Below are 16,170 nucleotides of genomic sequence, written 5' to 3' on the forward strand. Positions count from 1 at the left end.
CCAGCCCAATCAACATCAAGCCCTGAACTGCCCCAGGCTCGCTTTGAGCTGCGCCGCCAGACCATCCAGCACCTTGCCACTGGCCGTGGTTTCCACCACCGCCTGCGCGGCTTTTTCAGCCTGGGCATGAATGGTTTCCACCCGCCCACGCACCGCCTGCGCACCCTGCGCCTGATGCGCTGCCGCTTGTGTTGCGAGGCCAATCGCTGCGTGCACCTGTTCAACCGAGGCCTGCACCGATTGCTGCAGTCGCGCGCTGTCACGCAACACCAGCAAGCCTTCACTGGCCTGACGCCCGGCCTGGCCGATCGCCTCGACCGCTTCTCGCGCGCCCTGCTGCAACGCGACGATGTGCGCCTGAATGTCGCCGGTGGAGCTTTGCGTCTTGCTCGCCAATGCACGCACTTCGTCCGCCACCACAGCAAAGCCGCGCCCCGTCTCGCCCGCGCGCGCCGCTTCAATCGCCGCATTCAAGGCCAGCAGGTTGGTCTGCTCAGCGATGCCATGAATCACCGTCAGCACCACTTCAATCTGTTCACTCTGCTGCGCCAGCCGCTCGATGACTTTCGCCCCGGTGTCGACCTGTCCGGCCAGCGCCTCGATCAGACCACCAACCTTGGCCGAGGTGCGGGTGTTTTCATCGGTTGCTTGACGGATTTCCACCACTTGCTTGAGTGCGGCCTGCATCGCATGGCTTTCCGATTGCGCCTCGTCGGCCATTTGCGACAACGCGCGCAGGCTCTCGGCGACTTCATCACGCTGCATGCCTGCCGCCGCATCGGCGCCGGCGTTACGCAGGGTCATCGCGCCAATTTCGACGCCGGTACGCTGCGCCACGTCGCCAGCTTCGCGCACGATCGGCTGCAACTTGTCCACAAAGCGGTTGACCGCCGAGGCCATGTCGCCGATTTCATCCTTGCTGTTGATCTGCACACGCTTGGTCAGATCGCCCTCGCCCGCCGCCAGATCATCCATCGCTGCGTTGAGCATCTTCAGGCGATTGACTACGCGATGACCCAACACCACGGCCAGCAACAACAGTACCGCGCAACCGACCAGCGCCAGGCCGAGGCCGATACGCCAGCGCAGCGTCGCCGCTGCCTCTTGAACGGTCTGCGCGGTATTGGCTTTCATCTCGCCAGCCGTGGACTGCGCCGACTGCAGGCGCGCCTGCATGGCTTTTGCGCTGTCCGCCGCGGCGCCTTTGAGGCTGTCACCAACCAGTTGGTCGCTGCTGGCGATCAACGCCGAGAAACGCTTGTCGAGTTCGACCAGATCGGTTTCCACCGAGGCCGTCGAAACGCCCATCAGCACCTTGCCGATTTCCACACCATTGGGATTGATGGACGCCTCGAGGTAATAAACCGAGGGATCGTTTTTCGCTGCATCCAGCACTTTATCCAGCGCACGCTCGCCCTGACCTTTTTCCAGCAAGGCCTTGTTGATCGGGTTTTCCCGGTTGAGGTAGCGGGTCAGGTGCTGGCCGGTGGCGTCGTCATAGACCACGAACAACACGTTGGGATTGCGCTGGGCGCGGCGGGCAAATTCCGACAGGGTCGGTACGTCGCTGTCCCACATCGCCCGCGGGGCAACCGAGGCGAGCAACTGTGCCATGTCATTGGCGGAGTCCTTGAGGTCTTTTTCCAGCGTGGCACGCAGTTGCGCCTGCTCTTCCTTCAGACGTGAAGACAGGCCAGCGGTGAGTCGCTGCCGGGTACTGGCAGATAAAGCGTCGAGACTGGAGGTGACCTCCCGCCCGGCCTGCTCCAGTTCGCCGGACAGCTTCTGGCTGTCGGTTCCCAGGCGCGTCGCCAGATCCGCTTCCAGCGCCGTGACGGTGCTCCGCGTCAGGGCAACCGCCACCAAGACTTGCACCAAAAGGGCGATACCCAAGGTAACGAACACAGGCCGCAGCAAACGGCTTTGTAACAGTGAGAGAACGGCCGACACTTTGAAATCCCTCTACGTCTGACGCCATTAATTTGATGGCACTCTTGTAGACAGATTCACAGCAAAGGTCATGCCGTCCAACAGGCATAAACGACAAAGGCCCCGATTAAGGGGCCTTTGTTTTTTACATCAACGACTTATCAAGCAAACGGATGACGCAGAACGATGGTTTCGTTGCGGTCCGGGCCCGTCGAAATAATGTCGATCGGTGCGCCGATCAATTCTTCGACCCGTTTGATGTAGGCGCGAGCGTTGGCCGGCAGCTCTTCCAGGGTCTTGGCACCCACGGTCGATTCGCTCCAGCCCGGCACTTCTTCGTACACCGGCTGCAGGCCGACGTAGCTGTCAGCGTCGGTCGGAGCAACGGCATTGCCCTGCGCGTCTTTGTAGCCGACGCAGATGTTGATGGTTTGCAGACCGTCGAGTACGTCCAGCTTGGTCAGGCAGATGCCCGAAATGCTGTTCACATCGATAGCGCGACGCAGGATGACCGCGTCGAACCAGCCGCAACGACGAGCACGCCCGGTGGTGGCACCGAACTCGTGACCTTGCTTGGCCAGGTGAGCACCAACGTCGTCGAACAGCTCAGTCGGGAACGGACCCGAACCGACGCGCGTGGTGTACGCCTTGGTGATGCCGAGGATGTAATCGAGGAACATCGGGCCAACGCCCGAACCGGTCGCCACGCCACCCGCGGTGGTGTTGGAGCTGGTCACGTACGGATAGGTACCGTGGTCGATGTCGAGCAACGAACCCTGGGCGCCTTCGAACATGATGTCTTTGCCGGCACGGCGCAGGTCGTGCAGCTCGGCGGTGACGTCGAGCATCAACGGCTTGAGCAGTTCAGCGTATTCCTTGCACTCGGCCAGGGTCTTTTCGAACTCGATGGCCGGCTCTTTGTAGTAACCGACCAGCATGAAGTTGTGGTAATCCACCAATTCACGCAGCTTGTCTTCAAAGCGCGGCATGTTCAGCAGGTCGCCGACACGCAGGCCACGACGAGCAACCTTGTCTTCGTAGGCCGGGCCGATGCCGCGACCGGTGGTGCCGATCTTCAGCTCGCCACGGGCCTTTTCACGGGCCTGGTCCAGCGCAACGTGGAAGGACAGGATCAGCGGGCAGGACGGGCTGATACGCAGGCGCTCGCGCACCGGTACGCCTTTCTCTTCCAGCTTGGTGATCTCGCGCAGCAGGGCGTCAGGTGCGACGACCACGCCATTGCCGATCAGGCACTGCACGCCTTCGCGCAGCACGCCCGATGGAATCAGGTGCAAGACGGTTTTCTCGCCGTCGATCACCAGCGTGTGGCCCGCGTTGTGGCCACCCTGGTAGCGCACTACGGCGGCAGCATGTTCGGTCAGCAGATCAACGATCTTGCCTTTGCCCTCATCACCCCACTGGGTGCCCAGGACTACGACATTCTTACCCATAACACTTGTCCTCATTCGCGCAAACTTGGTGCCGGCGATGGCCGGCAGGAAAACTCAAGAAGCCAGTGGCGATACTTGCCAAAGCCCGTTCTGCTGAATCAATTGCCGGTCGCAGTCCGCATCACGGGCGGCGGCCAAAGGTTGTCCAGGCAAGGCCTGAACGACACGCTGACCCTCACTGCGCAACTGGCAAACCTGCTGCCAGAGTGCCGCATCCGTACTGTCAGGCATCCAGATACCGCCAGACGGTAGCTCGATCTCAGCACGCCCCAGGGTCACCAGGGTTTTCAAATCGGTAGAGAAACCGGTCGCCGGACGCGCACGACCAAAATCGGCGCCGATGTCATCGTAACGACCGCCCTGAGCGATGGACTGACCCACACCCGGCACGAACACGGCGAACACCACACCGGTGTGGTAGTGATAGCCGCGCAATTCACCCAGGTCGAAGTACAACGGCAGATCAGGGAAGCGCACCGAAAGACGCTCGGCAATCGCCAGCAAGTCTTCCAGGGCCGCCAGCACTGGCGCCGGCGCATTGGCCAGGCGCTCGCGCGCAGCGCTCAACACTTCACGACCGCCACACAGGTCGACCAGCGCGCGCAACATGTCGGACAGATCCGCTGGCAAGCCTTCGGTCAGGGTAATGACCTCGTCGATGGCCTTGCGTTGCAGCGCATCGAACAACTGCTGTTCGACTTCACCGGACAAACCGGCAGCGCGCGCCAGACCGCGATAGATGCCGACATGACCAAGGTCCATGTGCACATCCGGCACGTCGGCCAGTTGCAGCATGGCCAGCATCAGGCTGATCACTTCAACGTCGCTGCTCGGGCTGGCGTCGCCGTACAACTCGGCACCCAACTGGATCGGGCTGCGCGAGGACGACAAGGCCCGCGGCTGGGCGTGCAGCACGCTGCCGGCGTAGCACAGGCGGCTCGGGCCTTCGCGGCGCAGGGTGTGTGCATCAATGCGCGCGACCTGCGGCGTGATGTCGGCGCGAAATCCCATCTGCCGACCCGACTGCGGGTCGATGACCTTGAAGGTGCGCAGATCCAGGTCCTGGCCTGCACCGGTCAGCAGGGATTCCAGGTACTCGATATGGGGAGTCACGACAAATTCGTAACCCCAGCTCTGGAACAGATCCAACACCTGACGACGCGCGACTTCGATGCGCGCCGCTTCCGGTGGCAGTACTTCTTCGATGCCATCTGGCAGCAGCCAGCGGTCTACCGTTGCCATTACGCCATTCCCCTTTGATCCGGGCGGCCAGCCTGCGGGCGAGCCTTGAGTGAAGCAGAAAATGGTCGATCCGTTCAAAACGCACGCGCATGAACGACGCGGCAAAAGGCCTGTTACCGGCTTCGCCCACCACTTTCCTCGAAAAACGTTCGGGCCATTCAACCCGATGCCTGCAACAAAAAACAGCAATCAAACGTGCAGACGCAAAAAAGCCGGGAATTTCCCGGCTGCCGCATCATACACACGTTTTCCCAAAGGATCACCCCGCCCGAGGATTTAGCCGCCGGGCGGAGCGATTCAGGTCAACGTCGCATCAAGGCTTGGCTTTTTCCAGGTAGCGGAAGAAGTCGCTGCTTGGGTCGAGGACCATGACGTCGGATTTGTTCGCGAAGCTTTCACGGTAGGCACGCAGGCTGCGGTAGAAACCGTAGAACTCCTGATCCTGACCGTAGGCCTTGGAGTAGATCGCAGCGGCCTGGGCGTCACCATCACCGCGAACCTCTTCGGATTCACGATAGGCTTCAGCCAGCAACACGCGGCGTTGACGATCGGCGTCGGCACGGATGCCTTCGGCCAGCTCGTTACCCTTGGCGCGGTGCTCGCGAGCTTCACGCTCACGCTCGGTGCTCATACGTTCGAACACGCTGCGGTTCACTTCCTTCGGCAGATCGATGGCCTTGACCCGGACATCGACGACTTCAATACCCAGCTCTTTTTCCGCCATCTTGTTCAGCGATGCAGTGATGTCAGCCATCAGTGCATCACGCTCACCCGACACCACTTCGTGCAGGGTGCGCTTGCCGAACTGGTCACGCAGGCCCGATTCCAGACGACGCGACAGGCGCTCGTCGGCAATCTGCTTGAGACCGGAAGTCGCGGTGTAGAAGCGCTCGGCATCCTTGACGCGCCACTTGGCGTAGGCATCGACCATCACGGCTTTCTTTTCCAGGGTCAGGAAGCGCTGCGTCGGTGCGTCCAGCGTCAACAGGCGTGCGTCGAACTTGCGCACCTGGTTAACGTAAGGCACCTTCACATGCAGACCAGGCTGGACATCGGCCTGAACCACGCGACCGAATTGCAGCAGCACCGCGCGCTCGGTCTGAGCGACGATGTAGAAGCAATTCCAGCCCACCAGTACCACGACGACGCCAACGATCAGGGCGATCAGCGATTTATTGCTCATCAGCGGGTCTCCCTTGTACGCGTCTGCGGCACGTCAGTGACATGCGGCGTGACGTCCGTGTTGTTGCTGGCGGCCGAACCGGTGATCGGTGCGTTGCCCGAGCTGTTCTGGATCATCTTGTCCAACGGCAGGTAGAGCAGATTGCTCTGGCCGTTCTTGTTGCCGGTCACGAGTACCTTGCTGGTGTTGCTGAAGACTTCCTGCATGGTGTCCAGGTACAGACGCTCGCGGGTGACTTCAGGTGCCTTGCGATATTCGGCAACCAGTTTGGTAAAGCGATCGGCCTCACCCTTGGCGCGCGAGATCGTTTCGTCGCGGTAACCGTTGGCATCTTCGATGATGCGCTGGGCCTGACCACGGGCTTCCGGCACCACGCCGTTGGCGTAGGTTTCGGCCTGGTTGCGCGAACGCTGCTCGTCTTCACGGGCGCGGATCACGTCGTCGAAGGCTTCCTGTACTTCACGCGGTGCCGCTGCGCTCTGTACGTTGACCTGGGTAACGGTGATACCGGTGCGATAGGTATCGAGGAAACGTTGCAGACGCTCCTTGATTTCGCTGGCCATCAATTCACGACCTTCGGTCAGCACCTGGTCCATGGCGGTCGAACCGACCACGTGGCGCAGGGCACTTTCCGTCGCGTGCTGCAGACTGATTTCCGGCTGATCGACGTTCAGCACGAAGTCCTGCAGGTTGCTGATCTTGTACTGCACGGTCAACGGCACTTCGACGATGTTTTCGTCTTCAGTGAGCATCTGGCCCTGCTTGGAGTACGCACGCTCACGCGTCACGTTTTCCATGTACTTCTTGTCGATCGGCGGGAAATAGATGTTCAGGCCCGGGCCGACAGTCTCGTAGTACTTGCCGAAGCGCAGCACCACGGCCTGCTCCTGCTCGTCCACCACGTAGACGGCGCTGTACAGCCAGACGGCCGCCAGCACGACCAGGCCGATGCCGAGCAGGCCGCCGAAGCCGCCGCTGCTCTTGCCCGAACCACCGCCGTCATCACCCCGTTTCTTGCCACCACCGAACAACCCGTTCAGGCTTTCCTGCAGCTTTCGGAAGGCCTCGTCGAGATCCGGTGGCCCCTTGCGGTCGCCGTTATTGCGGCGCTTGCCACCCCAGGGATCCTGATTGTTCGAGTTGCCACCCGGCTCATTCCAAGCCATAGCGCTCTCCATCTGATAAAGCAAAGACGCACCCACGGCGCGCCGACCAATGCTACAGAATGCCTGCCGTTGCGGCACAACCGCTTTTTCAGGCTTTTATTGCAAAGTGTGTTGCTCGATGAATTCCATCGGCTGCAATCCTTCGCGGCTTACCAGTCGATTCAACTCGATCCGGGGCAAACGAACGGTCAGCAGACTGACACCTTCTTCGTCGTGCTCTTCTTTCTGCACCGCGCCGAGTTCGAAAAACTGCGCACGCAGTCGCGCGAATCGTTGCGGCAAACGCAAGGTACCGACAAACAGATCACTGCCGAGCAATTCGGCAATCGCCTGTTCGAGCAATTCCAGACCGCTGCCATCGCGCGCCGACAACCAGACCCGCTGGGGCTTGCCGTCTTCGTCGCGCTGGATTTGCGGCTCGACGCCTTCGAGCAAATCGAGTTTGTTATAGACCTCGAGGATCGGCAAGTCCTGGGCACCAATCTCGCCCAGCACCACCATCACCTGTTCAATCTGCAACATGCGATCCGGTTCCGCGGCGTCGATGACGTGCAATAGCAGATCCGAGTTGCTCGACTCTTCGAGGGTAGACCGAAATGCTTCAACCAGCTTGTGCGGCAAGTGCCGAATGAAACCTACCGTGTCCGCCAGGACAATCGGCCCCAGGTCATCCAGATCCAGACGACGCAGGGTCGGGTCGAGTGTGGCGAACAACTGGTCCGCCGCGTAGACCTCGGATTTGGTCACGTTGTTGAACAGCGTGGACTTGCCGGCGTTGGTGTAGCCAACCAGCGATACGGTCGGAATCTCCGCCCGCGAGCGGCCGCGACGCGATTGCTCGCGCTGGCTGCGTACCTTCTCCAGCCGACCCTTGATCTGCCGCAGCCGAACCCGCAGCAAACGCCGGTCGGTTTCGAGCTGGGTTTCCCCCGGACCGCGCATGCCGATGCCGCCACCCTGACGCTCAAGGTGAGTCCAGCCGCGGACCAGCCGGGTGCTCATGTGGTCAAGCTGGGCCAGTTCGACCTGGAGCTTGCCTTCATGAGTGCGGGCGCGTTGGGCGAAAATATCGAGAATCAGACCGGTGCGGTCGATCACGCGACACTCGAAAACACGTTCGAGGTTGCGTTCCTGGCTGGGCGTGAGGACGTGGTTGAAAATCACCAGATCGGCTTCTTCAGCCTTGACCAGGTCGCGTAGCTCTTCGACCTTGCCGCTGCCGATCAGGTATTTGGCGGTTGGCCGATGACGCGGCACGTTAAAAAACGCAACGGTCTCGGCGCCGGCCGAATTAGCCAACTCCTGAAACTCCTGCGGATCTTCGCGCGCCTCAGGGTCCTGTCCATCCAAGTGAACGAGGATTACTCGTTCACCACCACCGTGGCGCTCAAAGAACAAAGGAGACTCCTATCAGGCGTTACCCGGAGCTGGCTCTGCGTCGCCCTGTTCGTTTTCGGTTGCGCTAGGCAGACGAATCGGACGAACCGGCACTACGGTCGAGATAGCGTGTTTGTAAACCATCTGGCTTACGGTGTTCTTCAGCAGGATCACGAACTGGTCGAACGACTCGATCGTGCCTTGCAGTTTGATACCGTTCACCAGGTAGATGGAAACCCCGACTTTCTCTTTACGTAAAGTATTCAGGTAAGGGTCTTGTAGCGAATGCCCTTTTGACATGTGCCGCACTCCTTTAAGGATTCAATAATAAAAAATAGGTAATTCAGATGGCTTTGGCCGCCACACCCCCAAGGATAGACGGCAATTGCAAGGACTCAGCTCAATATGGAGATGGTCCCAAGGTATTTCAAGGCGCGTGGCAGATTGTCGCAATCAAGACTGTCCAGCCAGTGTAAATCTTCCCAGCTGCGCAGCCAGGTGAACTGGCGTTTGGCCAATTGGCGCGTGGCGATGATGCCGCGCTCCTGCATTTCGGCCAACGTCAGCTTGCCATCCAGGTAGTCCCAGACTTGGCGATAGCCTACCGCACGTATAGACGGCAACCCGGCATGCAGGTCACTTCTATTACGCAGGGCTACGACCTCGTCGATGAATCCCTGTTCCAACATATTTGTGAATCTTTGTTTGATGCGTTCATGCAGTACCTGGCGATCCGCCGGGGCAATGGCCAGGTTCGCGACAGTATAGGGCAATTGTTGCAGTCCCGAAGCGGCTGCTTCGGTACTTTGCGCAGATTGTTGCTGCCGCAGCTCGGTCATGCTGCGACCGCTGACGCGATAAACTTCGAGGGCGCGACTCAGGCGTTGCGGATCATTGGGGTGAATCCGCGCCGCCGACACCGGGTCGATGATCGCCAATTGATCGTGCAGGGCCTGCCAGCCAAGGCGCACGGCTTCTTCTTCGATCTGCGCGCGGACCTCGGGATCGGCGGCGGGCATGTCCGCCAGACCGTCGACCAAAGCCTTGTAATAGAGCATCGTGCCGCCCACCAGCAGCGGAATCTTCCCGCGCGCGGTGATGTCGGCCATGGCTTGCAGGGCATCGCGGCGAAAATCCGCAGCCGAATAAGCTTCGGCCGGATCAAGAATGTCGATCAAGCGGTGCGGATGTTCGGCCAACAGTGCTTTTGAAGGCTTGGCGGTGCCGATGTCCATGCCGCGATAGACCAGCGCCGAATCGACACTGATCAGCTCGCACGGCAGCACCTTGGTCAGCTCGATGGCCAGGTCGGTCTTGCCCGCAGCGGTCGGGCCCATCAGGAAAATCGCTGGAGGAAGCTGGCTCATCAACGACCGCGCAGGAACAGTTTGTCCAGATCGTCCAGACCCAGTTGGGTCCAGGTCGGTCGGCCATGGTTGCATTGACCGCTGCGCTCGGTGTTTTCCATGTCCCGCAGCAGGCCGTTCATTTCCGGCAGGGCCAGACGCCGGTTGGCGCGAATCGCGCCGTGACAGGCCATGGTGCCGAGCAATTCGTTGAGGTGCGCCTGAATGCGGTCGCTGGTGCCGTATTCCATCAAGTCCGAGAGCACGTCACCGACCAAACGGTTGGCCTCGGCCTGCTTGAGCAACGCCGGAATCTGCCGGATCGCCAGGGTTTCCGGGCCCAGCCGCTGCAGTTCGAAGCCCAGCCGCTGGAACCACGCGGCATGCTCCTCGGCGCAATCGGCTTCACGCTGACTCACCGCCAGCGACTCCGGCACCAGCAACGGCTGCCCGCTCAGGCCTTCACTGGCCATGGCGATCTTCAGGCGTTCGTACATGATCCGCTCATGGGCAGCATGCATGTCCACCAGCACCAGGCCATGGGCGTTCTCGGAAAGAATGTAGATACCCTTGAGCTGCGCCAGCGCATAGCCGAGCGGCGGAATGTCTTCCTGGCCCGTCGGAAGTGCGCTGGCATTGGCTTCAGGCAGCGGCGCGAAAAATTCTTTGTAAGCGGCTTGAGCCTCGGCAGCAGGCACGGCCGATTGCGGGCGTGGCGTGTACTGATACTGATAAGCGCCGCCAGCACTGGCACCGGACGAGGTATTGAACGCCGGTTGCGCCTGCGGTTGCTCGAGCAACGCATTCGCCGCAAGTCGCATCTCGCCTTGCGGGCCAAATTCACCCGCCTCGATTCCGCTCGGTCGCACGATTGCCGTGGTCACGGAGCCGGCCAACTGGTCTTCCGGACGCACATCGCCCAATGCACGGTGCAAGGTGCCATAAAGGAAGTCGTGGACCATGCGCCCGTCGCGGAAGCGCACTTCGTGTTTGGTCGGGTGCACGTTGACATCGACCGCTGCCGGATCGACCTCGAAAAACAGCGCGAACGTCGGGTGGCGACCATTGAACAGCACGTCGCGATAAGCCTGGCGCACCGCGTGGGCGACCAGTTTGTCGCGCACCGCGCGGCCATTTACAAAGAAATACTGCAAATCCGCCTGACTGCGGTTGAACGTCGGCAAACCGACCCAGCCCCACAGGTGCAGACCGTTGCGCTCGATCTCGATCGGCAAGGCCTGCTCAAGGAAACCCGAGCCGCAGATCGCCGCCACACGCCTGGCGCGGGCCGCATCATCGTGGGCCTCGTGCAGGCTGAGGATGGTTTTGCCGTTGTGGCGCAGATGGAAGGCCACGTCGAAACGCGCCAGCGCCAGACGTTTGATCACTTCTTGCAGGTGATCGAATTCGGTTTTTTCGGTCTTGAGGAATTTGCGTCGCGCCGGAGTATTGAAGAACAGATCACGGACTTCTACCGACGTGCCGACTGGGTGCGCGGCGGGCTGCACGCGAGGCGCCATGTCGCGGCCCTCGGTTTCGACCTGCCAGGCCTGCTCGGCATCGCGGGTGCGCGAGGTCAGGGTCAGGCGCGCCACCGAACTGATCGACGCCAGTGCCTCACCACGAAAACCCAGGCTCATCACCTGTTCGAGGTCTTCGAGGTTGCGAATCTTGCTGGTCGCATGACGGGCCAGCGCCAGCGGCAGGTCGTCGGCGGAAATGCCGCTGCCATCGTCACGCACCCGCAGCAGCTTGACGCCACCCTGCTCGACGTCGACATCGATACGTTTGGCGCCGGAATCGAGGCTGTTTTCCAGCAATTCCTTGATCACCGAGGCCGGCCGTTCGACCACCTCACCGGCGGCAATCTGGTTCGCCAGCCGTGGGCTGAGCAGTTCGATGCGAGCAGTGTTCAGAACCTGGTTCATTCTTTCGACGCCAGTTCGGTGCCGGGAATGGTGAGGTGCTGGCCGACTTTCAGCTCATCGGTCTTCAAGTTGTTCGCCGCGCGCAACGTGGCCGGCGACACTTGATAGCGCACTCCGATCATTGCCAGCGTTTCACCCGGACCGACGCGGTGGTCGCGCGGGCCTTGGGCGATCTTGCCGGAATCACGCAGCCAGGCGATGTAAGTGCCCGGTGGCGGGTTCTGCTGGAAGAACTGCCGAACGCCGCTGCTGATCGAGCGGGCCAGCGCTTGCTGATGGCTCGATGCCGAAAGCTTGTTCGCTTCGTTGGCGTTCGAGATAAAACCGGTTTCGACCAGAATCGACGGGATGTCCGGCGATTTCAGTACCATGAACCCGGCCTGTTCCACGCGCTGTTTGTGCAACGGCGTGACACGGCCGATGTTGGTCAGTACCTTTTGGCCGACGTTGAGACTGGAGGTCAGCGACGCCGTCATCGACAGGTCGAGCAGCACGCCAGCGAGCATGCGGTCCTTGTCATCGAGGCTGACGTTGCCGGCACCACCGATCAGGTCGGAACGGTTTTCGCTGTCGGCCAGCCAACGGGCGGTTTCCGACGTGGCGCCGCGATCAGACAGGGCAAACACCGATGCACCGAACGCTGCTGCGGATGGCGCGGCGTCGGCGTGAATCGAAACGAACAGGTCGGCGCCCTTCTTGCGGGCAATTTCGGTACGCCCACGCAACGGAATGAAGTAGTCGCCGGTGCGGGTCAGTTCGGCGCGGAAGCCTTTCATGCCGTTGACCTGACGCTGCAATTCGCGAGCGATCTGCAGCACCACGTCTTTTTCACGCTGGCCGCGCGAGCCGGACGCACCCGGGTCTTCACCACCATGGCCGGCGTCGATCACCACAATGATGTCGCGCTTGCCGGCCGGGGCTGGCGGCAGTTTGATCGCCGGTTCAGTCGGGGTCACCGGTACTGCCGGCACGGTCGCCACCGAAGGCGTTGGCGCAGGTGGCGGCGCGGCATCGGCCGGGTTGTCGAACAGATCGACCACCAAACGGTTGCCGTACTGCGCATTGGGCGCCAGCGAGAAGCTTTTCGGGGTGACGGCTTTCTTCAGGTCGATGACCACACGCAAATCGGTCGGCGTGCGCTGGGCCGAACGCATCGCGGTGATCGGCGTGTTGGCGGTCTGCACGTTCAAGGGTGCACCGAGAGTGGCGCCATTGATGTCGATGACCAGACGGTCCGGTGCAGTCAGGGTAAATACGCTGTGCTGTACCGGGCCGCTCAGGTCGAAGACCAGCCGCGTGTTGTCCGGCGCCCGCCACAGGCGCACGCTGTTGACCTTTGAATCGGCCACAGCGTTGACGGTTACTGCCATCAACATCAGTCCAGCGGCAGCCACCAACGCGCGAAAGCGCATACCAAACCCCATCATTTAATTGGATTCCAATGCCAAAGCGGCACACCAGGCCTCGCCACGCGAGCCCTGGGATAAAATTTTCAGCGAACGCCCGCTGTCTTGCGGGCTAATGGTAATGGTCAGGTCAGGCTTTGGCAAAAAGCCTGCACCTTTATCGGGCCATTCGATCAGGCACAGGGCATCGTCTTCGAAGTAGTCACGGATGCCGAGAAACTCCAGTTCTTCCGGATCGACCAGGCGATACAGGTCAAAGTGGAAGGCACGAGTGTCACCGATCTCGTAGGGTTCGACCAAGGTGAAGGTCGGACTTTTTACCGCACCGACATGCCCCAGCCCGCGAATGATGCCGCGCGACAGGGTGGTTTTGCCCATGCCCAGGTTGCCTTCGAGAAAAATCAGGCCATGACCCTGGGTCACGCGGGCGATCCGTGCGCCAAAGTCGCTCATCGCCTGTTCATCGGCCACGTACAGGGTTACTTCAGACACGGTGCTTGCTCCTCCAACAACTGACGAATGGCTGGAATCAGATCACTGGCCGCCAGCCCACGGCCGAATTTGCCTTGCTGCAAACCAGCATTGGCGTGCAGCCACACGGCAAGGCTTGCGGCATCGAACGCCTCCATGCCCTGCGCCAGCAGTGCGCCGATCAAACCGGCCAGCACGTCGCCGAGGCCGCCCGTGGCCATCGCCGGATGGCCTTGATGACACAGCGAAAGGCGCCCGTCGGGATGCGCGATCAGGCTACCCGAACCTTTGAGCACGACCACCGCTGAGTATTTTTTGCTCAACGCCAGCGCTGCCGCCGGGCGATCCGCCTGCACCTCGGCGGTGCCAATACCCAACAACCGCGCCGCTTCGCCCGGATGCGGGGTAATCACGCAATCCTTGGGTAATTGAACAAAGCCGCTGGCCAGCAGGTTCAACGCATCGGCGTCCCACACCTGTGGCAAGGAGGCGTTGGCTGCGGCGGACAACAATGCGCGCCCCCAGCTGGCCTGCCCCAACCCGGGACCGACGACCAGCGTCGAGACCTTTTCCAGCAAACCCATCAACTGATTGGCCGACGAGGTGCCGAGGGCCATGGCTTCCGGCACCCGGGTCAGCGCCGCCGGGACGTGTTCGGGACGCGTCGCCAGCGACACCATGCCCGCGCCGCTGCGCAGGGCCATCTCCGTACTGAGCAAAATGGCCCCGCCAAAGCCGTGATCGCCGCCGATCAGCAGCACATGACCAAAGCGACCCTTGTGCGCCGTCGGTGCGCGCGGCGCTGGTCGCGGAAGATTAGCCGAGTTGAGGCGCCGGGCACGGACAGCAATGTCACTATAAATGTCGGCGCCGGCCTGCAGATCATTGAACACCAGCTCACCGATGTGATCGGCGGCGTCGCCAGTGAACAGGCCGACCTTCAGCCCAATAAACGTCACCGTGAGATCGGCACGCACCGCGACACCCAAGGTTCGCCCGGTGTCGGCGCAAAGCCCGGAGGGGATATCGACTGCCGCAACAGGCAGGCCGCTGGCATTGATCGCGTTGATCGCAGCCGCATAAGGCTCGCGTACCTCGCCGCTCAAGCCTGTGCCAAGCAAGGCATCGACGAGCACACCACGCAGCTCGCTGTCATCTGTCCAGTGCTGCAAGGCAACACCTGCGGCCAGTGCCTCGGCATGAGCAAGCGCCGCATCCCCTTGCAAGCGCTGCGGATCGCCCACCGCCAGCACGCGCACAGCCCAACCGGCGCGCAATGCCAGTGCAGCGATCAGGTAACCGTCGCCTGCGTTGTTGCCATGCCCGACGAGCACCGTCAGTTCGTTCGCGTTCGGCCATTGCCGCACCAGCGCGCGCCAGGTCGCCCGGGCCGCGCGCTGCATCAATTCGAAGCCCGGCGTGCCGGCGGCACTCAGCCGCGCGTCGAGCTCACGCACTTGGGCGGCGCCGTACAGTGCGTCGGGTAATTCATCTTTCGTCTGCGGCATGCGTCTTCGGGCTCCGATGTCTGGCAGAATTATACGCACCTCAGCTCCGGTTTCTCTCGCCTCATGTCCGCCATCACCACAGACCTGCCCGCCCTCGCCCAATCGATCAAGGAGTGGGGCCGCGAGCTGGGCTTTCAGCAAGTCGGCATCAGCGGCCTGAATCTCGCCGAACACGAGCAGCACCTCGAGCGCTGGCTCGCGGCCGGCTACCACGGCGAAATGGACTACATGGGCGCCCATGGCAGCAAACGCTCGCATCCCGAGGAACTGGTGCCGGGCACGTTGCGCGTGGTCTCGCTGCGCATGGACTACCTGCCGGGTGACACGCAAATGGCGCAAATGCTGGCGCAACCGGAAAAAGCCTATGTGTCGCGTTATGCCTTGGGCCGCGATTACCACAAATTGATCCGTAAACGTGTTCAACAATTAGCTGACAAAATTCAGGCCGAGATCGGCCCGTTCGGTTTTCGCGCATTTGTCGACAGCGCGCCGGTGCTGGAAAAAGCCATCGCCGAACAGGCCGGGCTGGGCTGGATCGGCAAGAACACTCTGGTATTGAATCGCAAGGCCGGCAGCTATTTCTTCTTGAGCGAATTGTTCGTCGATCTGCCGCTGCCGGTGGATGAATCGCACAGCAGCGAACATTGCGGCCGTTGCACGGCGTGCCTGGACATCTGCCCGACCAACGCCTTCGTCGGCCCGTATGTGCTGGACGCGCGGCGCTGCATTTCCTATCTGACCATTGAACTGAAAACCGCCATCCCCGAAGAGCTGCGCCCGCTGATCGGTAATCGAGTATTCGGCTGCGATGACTGCCAGATCGTCTGCCCGTGGAACCGCTTCGCCAAACCTTCCGGGGAAAGCGATTTCAAGCCACGGCACAACCTCGACAATGCCGAGTTGGCCGAACTGTTTTTGTGGGATGAAGAGAAGTTCTTGAGCAGTACTGAAGGTTCGCCGTTGCGGCGGGCGGGGTATGAGCGCTGGTTGAGAAATCTGGCGGTGGGGCTGGGCAATGCGCCTTCAACGATTGTCGTGCTGGAAGCGTTGAAGGCGCGACGGGATTATCCGTCAGAACTGGTGAAAGAGCATGTTGAATGGGCGTTGCGCCAGCATCTCCCTGAGACGCTGTAATAGACTTTTGATCCACTTTTACGGTGTGA

At 61.3% G+C, this 16,170-nt stretch carries 13 protein-coding genes; 1 reads left to right on the top strand and 12 read right to left on the bottom strand.

All coding sequences use genetic code 11. The features are described 5' to 3' along the window. Positions 1-15: 15 nt before the first annotated feature. The 12 genes from J3P75_RS25020 to J3P75_RS25075 all read right to left on the bottom strand — a co-directional run bounded on the left by J3P75_RS25020 (position 16) and on the right by J3P75_RS25075 (position 15,007). Positions 16-1,950 carry a methyl-accepting chemotaxis protein gene (locus J3P75_RS25020; RefSeq protein ID WP_093105364.1) on the bottom strand — a complete coding sequence of 645 codons (1,935 nt, stop codon included), beginning with the start codon at positions 1,948-1,950 and terminating at the stop codon, positions 16-18. Positions 1,951-2,090: 140 nt separating this feature from the next. Beyond that, complete coding sequence (locus tag J3P75_RS25025; RefSeq protein WP_101157743.1) at positions 2,091-3,380, bottom strand: adenylosuccinate synthase; 1,290 nt, start codon at positions 3,378-3,380, stop codon at positions 2,091-2,093. 54 nt (positions 3,381-3,434) lie between these two features. Beyond that, positions 3,435-4,622, bottom strand: a complete 1,188-nt coding sequence (locus J3P75_RS25030; RefSeq protein ID WP_090280774.1) for an ATP phosphoribosyltransferase regulatory subunit — start codon at positions 4,620-4,622, stop codon at positions 3,435-3,437. A 313-nt stretch (positions 4,623-4,935) separates the two neighbouring features. Then, positions 4,936-5,805, bottom strand: coding sequence for a protease modulator HflC (gene hflC, locus J3P75_RS25035; RefSeq protein ID WP_039756857.1), 870 nt, complete (start codon positions 5,803-5,805; stop codon positions 4,936-4,938). Next, on the bottom strand, positions 5,805-6,971 hold the full coding sequence (gene hflK / locus J3P75_RS25040) for an FtsH protease activity modulator HflK (protein WP_093105372.1): 1,167 nt from the start codon (positions 6,969-6,971) through the stop codon (positions 5,805-5,807). The genes hflC and hflK overlap by 1 nt, the downstream gene beginning before the upstream one ends. A 96-nt stretch (positions 6,972-7,067) precedes the next feature. Further along, complete coding sequence (gene hflX / locus J3P75_RS25045) at positions 7,068-8,369, bottom strand: ribosome rescue GTPase HflX (protein WP_090280771.1); 1,302 nt, start codon at positions 8,367-8,369, stop codon at positions 7,068-7,070. Positions 8,370-8,381: 12 nt separating this feature from the next. Beyond that, positions 8,382-8,648, bottom strand: a complete 267-nt coding sequence (gene hfq, locus J3P75_RS25050) for an RNA chaperone Hfq (RefSeq protein WP_090280768.1) — start codon at positions 8,646-8,648, stop codon at positions 8,382-8,384. Between the two features lie 95 nt (positions 8,649-8,743). Next, complete coding sequence (gene miaA / locus J3P75_RS25055; RefSeq protein ID WP_434708562.1) at positions 8,744-9,715, bottom strand: tRNA (adenosine(37)-N6)-dimethylallyltransferase MiaA; 972 nt, start codon at positions 9,713-9,715, stop codon at positions 8,744-8,746. Beyond that, complete coding sequence (gene mutL, locus J3P75_RS25060; protein WP_203420505.1) at positions 9,715-11,622, bottom strand: DNA mismatch repair endonuclease MutL; 1,908 nt, start codon at positions 11,620-11,622, stop codon at positions 9,715-9,717. Before mutL ends, miaA begins: the two co-directional genes overlap by 1 nt. After that, positions 11,619-12,998 (bottom strand): N-acetylmuramoyl-L-alanine amidase, encoded by a 1,380-nt coding sequence (locus J3P75_RS25065; protein ID WP_394505899.1) that lies wholly within the window; start codon positions 12,996-12,998, stop codon positions 11,619-11,621. Before J3P75_RS25065 ends, mutL begins: the two co-directional genes overlap by 4 nt. A gap of 51 nt (positions 12,999-13,049) precedes the next feature. Next, positions 13,050-13,520, bottom strand: a complete 471-nt coding sequence (tsaE, locus tag J3P75_RS25070) for a tRNA (adenosine(37)-N6)-threonylcarbamoyltransferase complex ATPase subunit type 1 TsaE (RefSeq protein ID WP_434708563.1) — start codon at positions 13,518-13,520, stop codon at positions 13,050-13,052. Continuing rightward, a complete protein-coding gene (locus J3P75_RS25075; RefSeq protein WP_434708564.1) occupies positions 13,508-15,007 on the bottom strand; it encodes an NAD(P)H-hydrate dehydratase in 1,500 nt (499 codons plus the stop codon). Before J3P75_RS25075 ends, tsaE begins: the two co-directional genes overlap by 13 nt. A gap of 63 nt (positions 15,008-15,070) precedes the next feature. Here J3P75_RS25075 and queG point away from each other — a divergent pair, with 63 nt between their 5' ends. After that, a complete protein-coding gene (gene queG, locus J3P75_RS25080; RefSeq protein WP_434708565.1) occupies positions 15,071-16,141 on the top strand; it encodes a tRNA epoxyqueuosine(34) reductase QueG in 1,071 nt (356 codons plus the stop codon). Positions 16,142-16,170 lie beyond the last annotated feature (29 nt).

The organism is Pseudomonas sp. R1-1 (assembly GCF_051132135.1).
GTDB lineage: Bacteria > Pseudomonadota > Gammaproteobacteria > Pseudomonadales > Pseudomonadaceae > Aquipseudomonas.

What these genes read in the sequence shown, in the direction of transcription:
- queG (WP_434708565.1), top strand. Translation starts at nt 15,071, where the DNA reads ATGTCCGCCATCACCACAGACCTGCCCGCCCTCGCCCAATCGATCAAG.
- miaA (WP_434708562.1), bottom strand. Translation starts at nt 9,715, where the DNA reads ATGAGCCAGCTTCCTCCAGCGATTTTCCTGATGGGCCCGACCGCTGCG.
- J3P75_RS25025 (WP_101157743.1), bottom strand. Translation starts at nt 3,380, where the DNA reads ATGGGTAAGAATGTCGTAGTCCTGGGCACCCAGTGGGGTGATGAGGGC.
- hflC (WP_039756857.1), bottom strand. Translation starts at nt 5,805, where the DNA reads ATGAGCAATAAATCGCTGATCGCCCTGATCGTTGGCGTCGTCGTGGTA.
- J3P75_RS25030 (WP_090280774.1), bottom strand. Translation starts at nt 4,622, where the DNA reads ATGGCAACGGTAGACCGCTGGCTGCTGCCAGATGGCATCGAAGAAGTA.
- hfq (WP_090280768.1), bottom strand. Translation starts at nt 8,648, where the DNA reads ATGTCAAAAGGGCATTCGCTACAAGACCCTTACCTGAATACTTTACGT.
- mutL (WP_203420505.1), bottom strand. Translation starts at nt 11,622, where the DNA reads ATGAACCAGGTTCTGAACACTGCTCGCATCGAACTGCTCAGCCCACGG.
- J3P75_RS25075 (WP_434708564.1), bottom strand. Translation starts at nt 15,007, where the DNA reads ATGCCGCAGACGAAAGATGAATTACCCGACGCACTGTACGGCGCCGCC.
- J3P75_RS25065 (WP_394505899.1), bottom strand. Translation starts at nt 12,998, where the DNA reads ATGTTGATGGCAGTAACCGTCAACGCTGTGGCCGATTCAAAGGTCAAC.
- hflK (WP_093105372.1), bottom strand. Translation starts at nt 6,971, where the DNA reads ATGGCTTGGAATGAGCCGGGTGGCAACTCGAACAATCAGGATCCCTGG.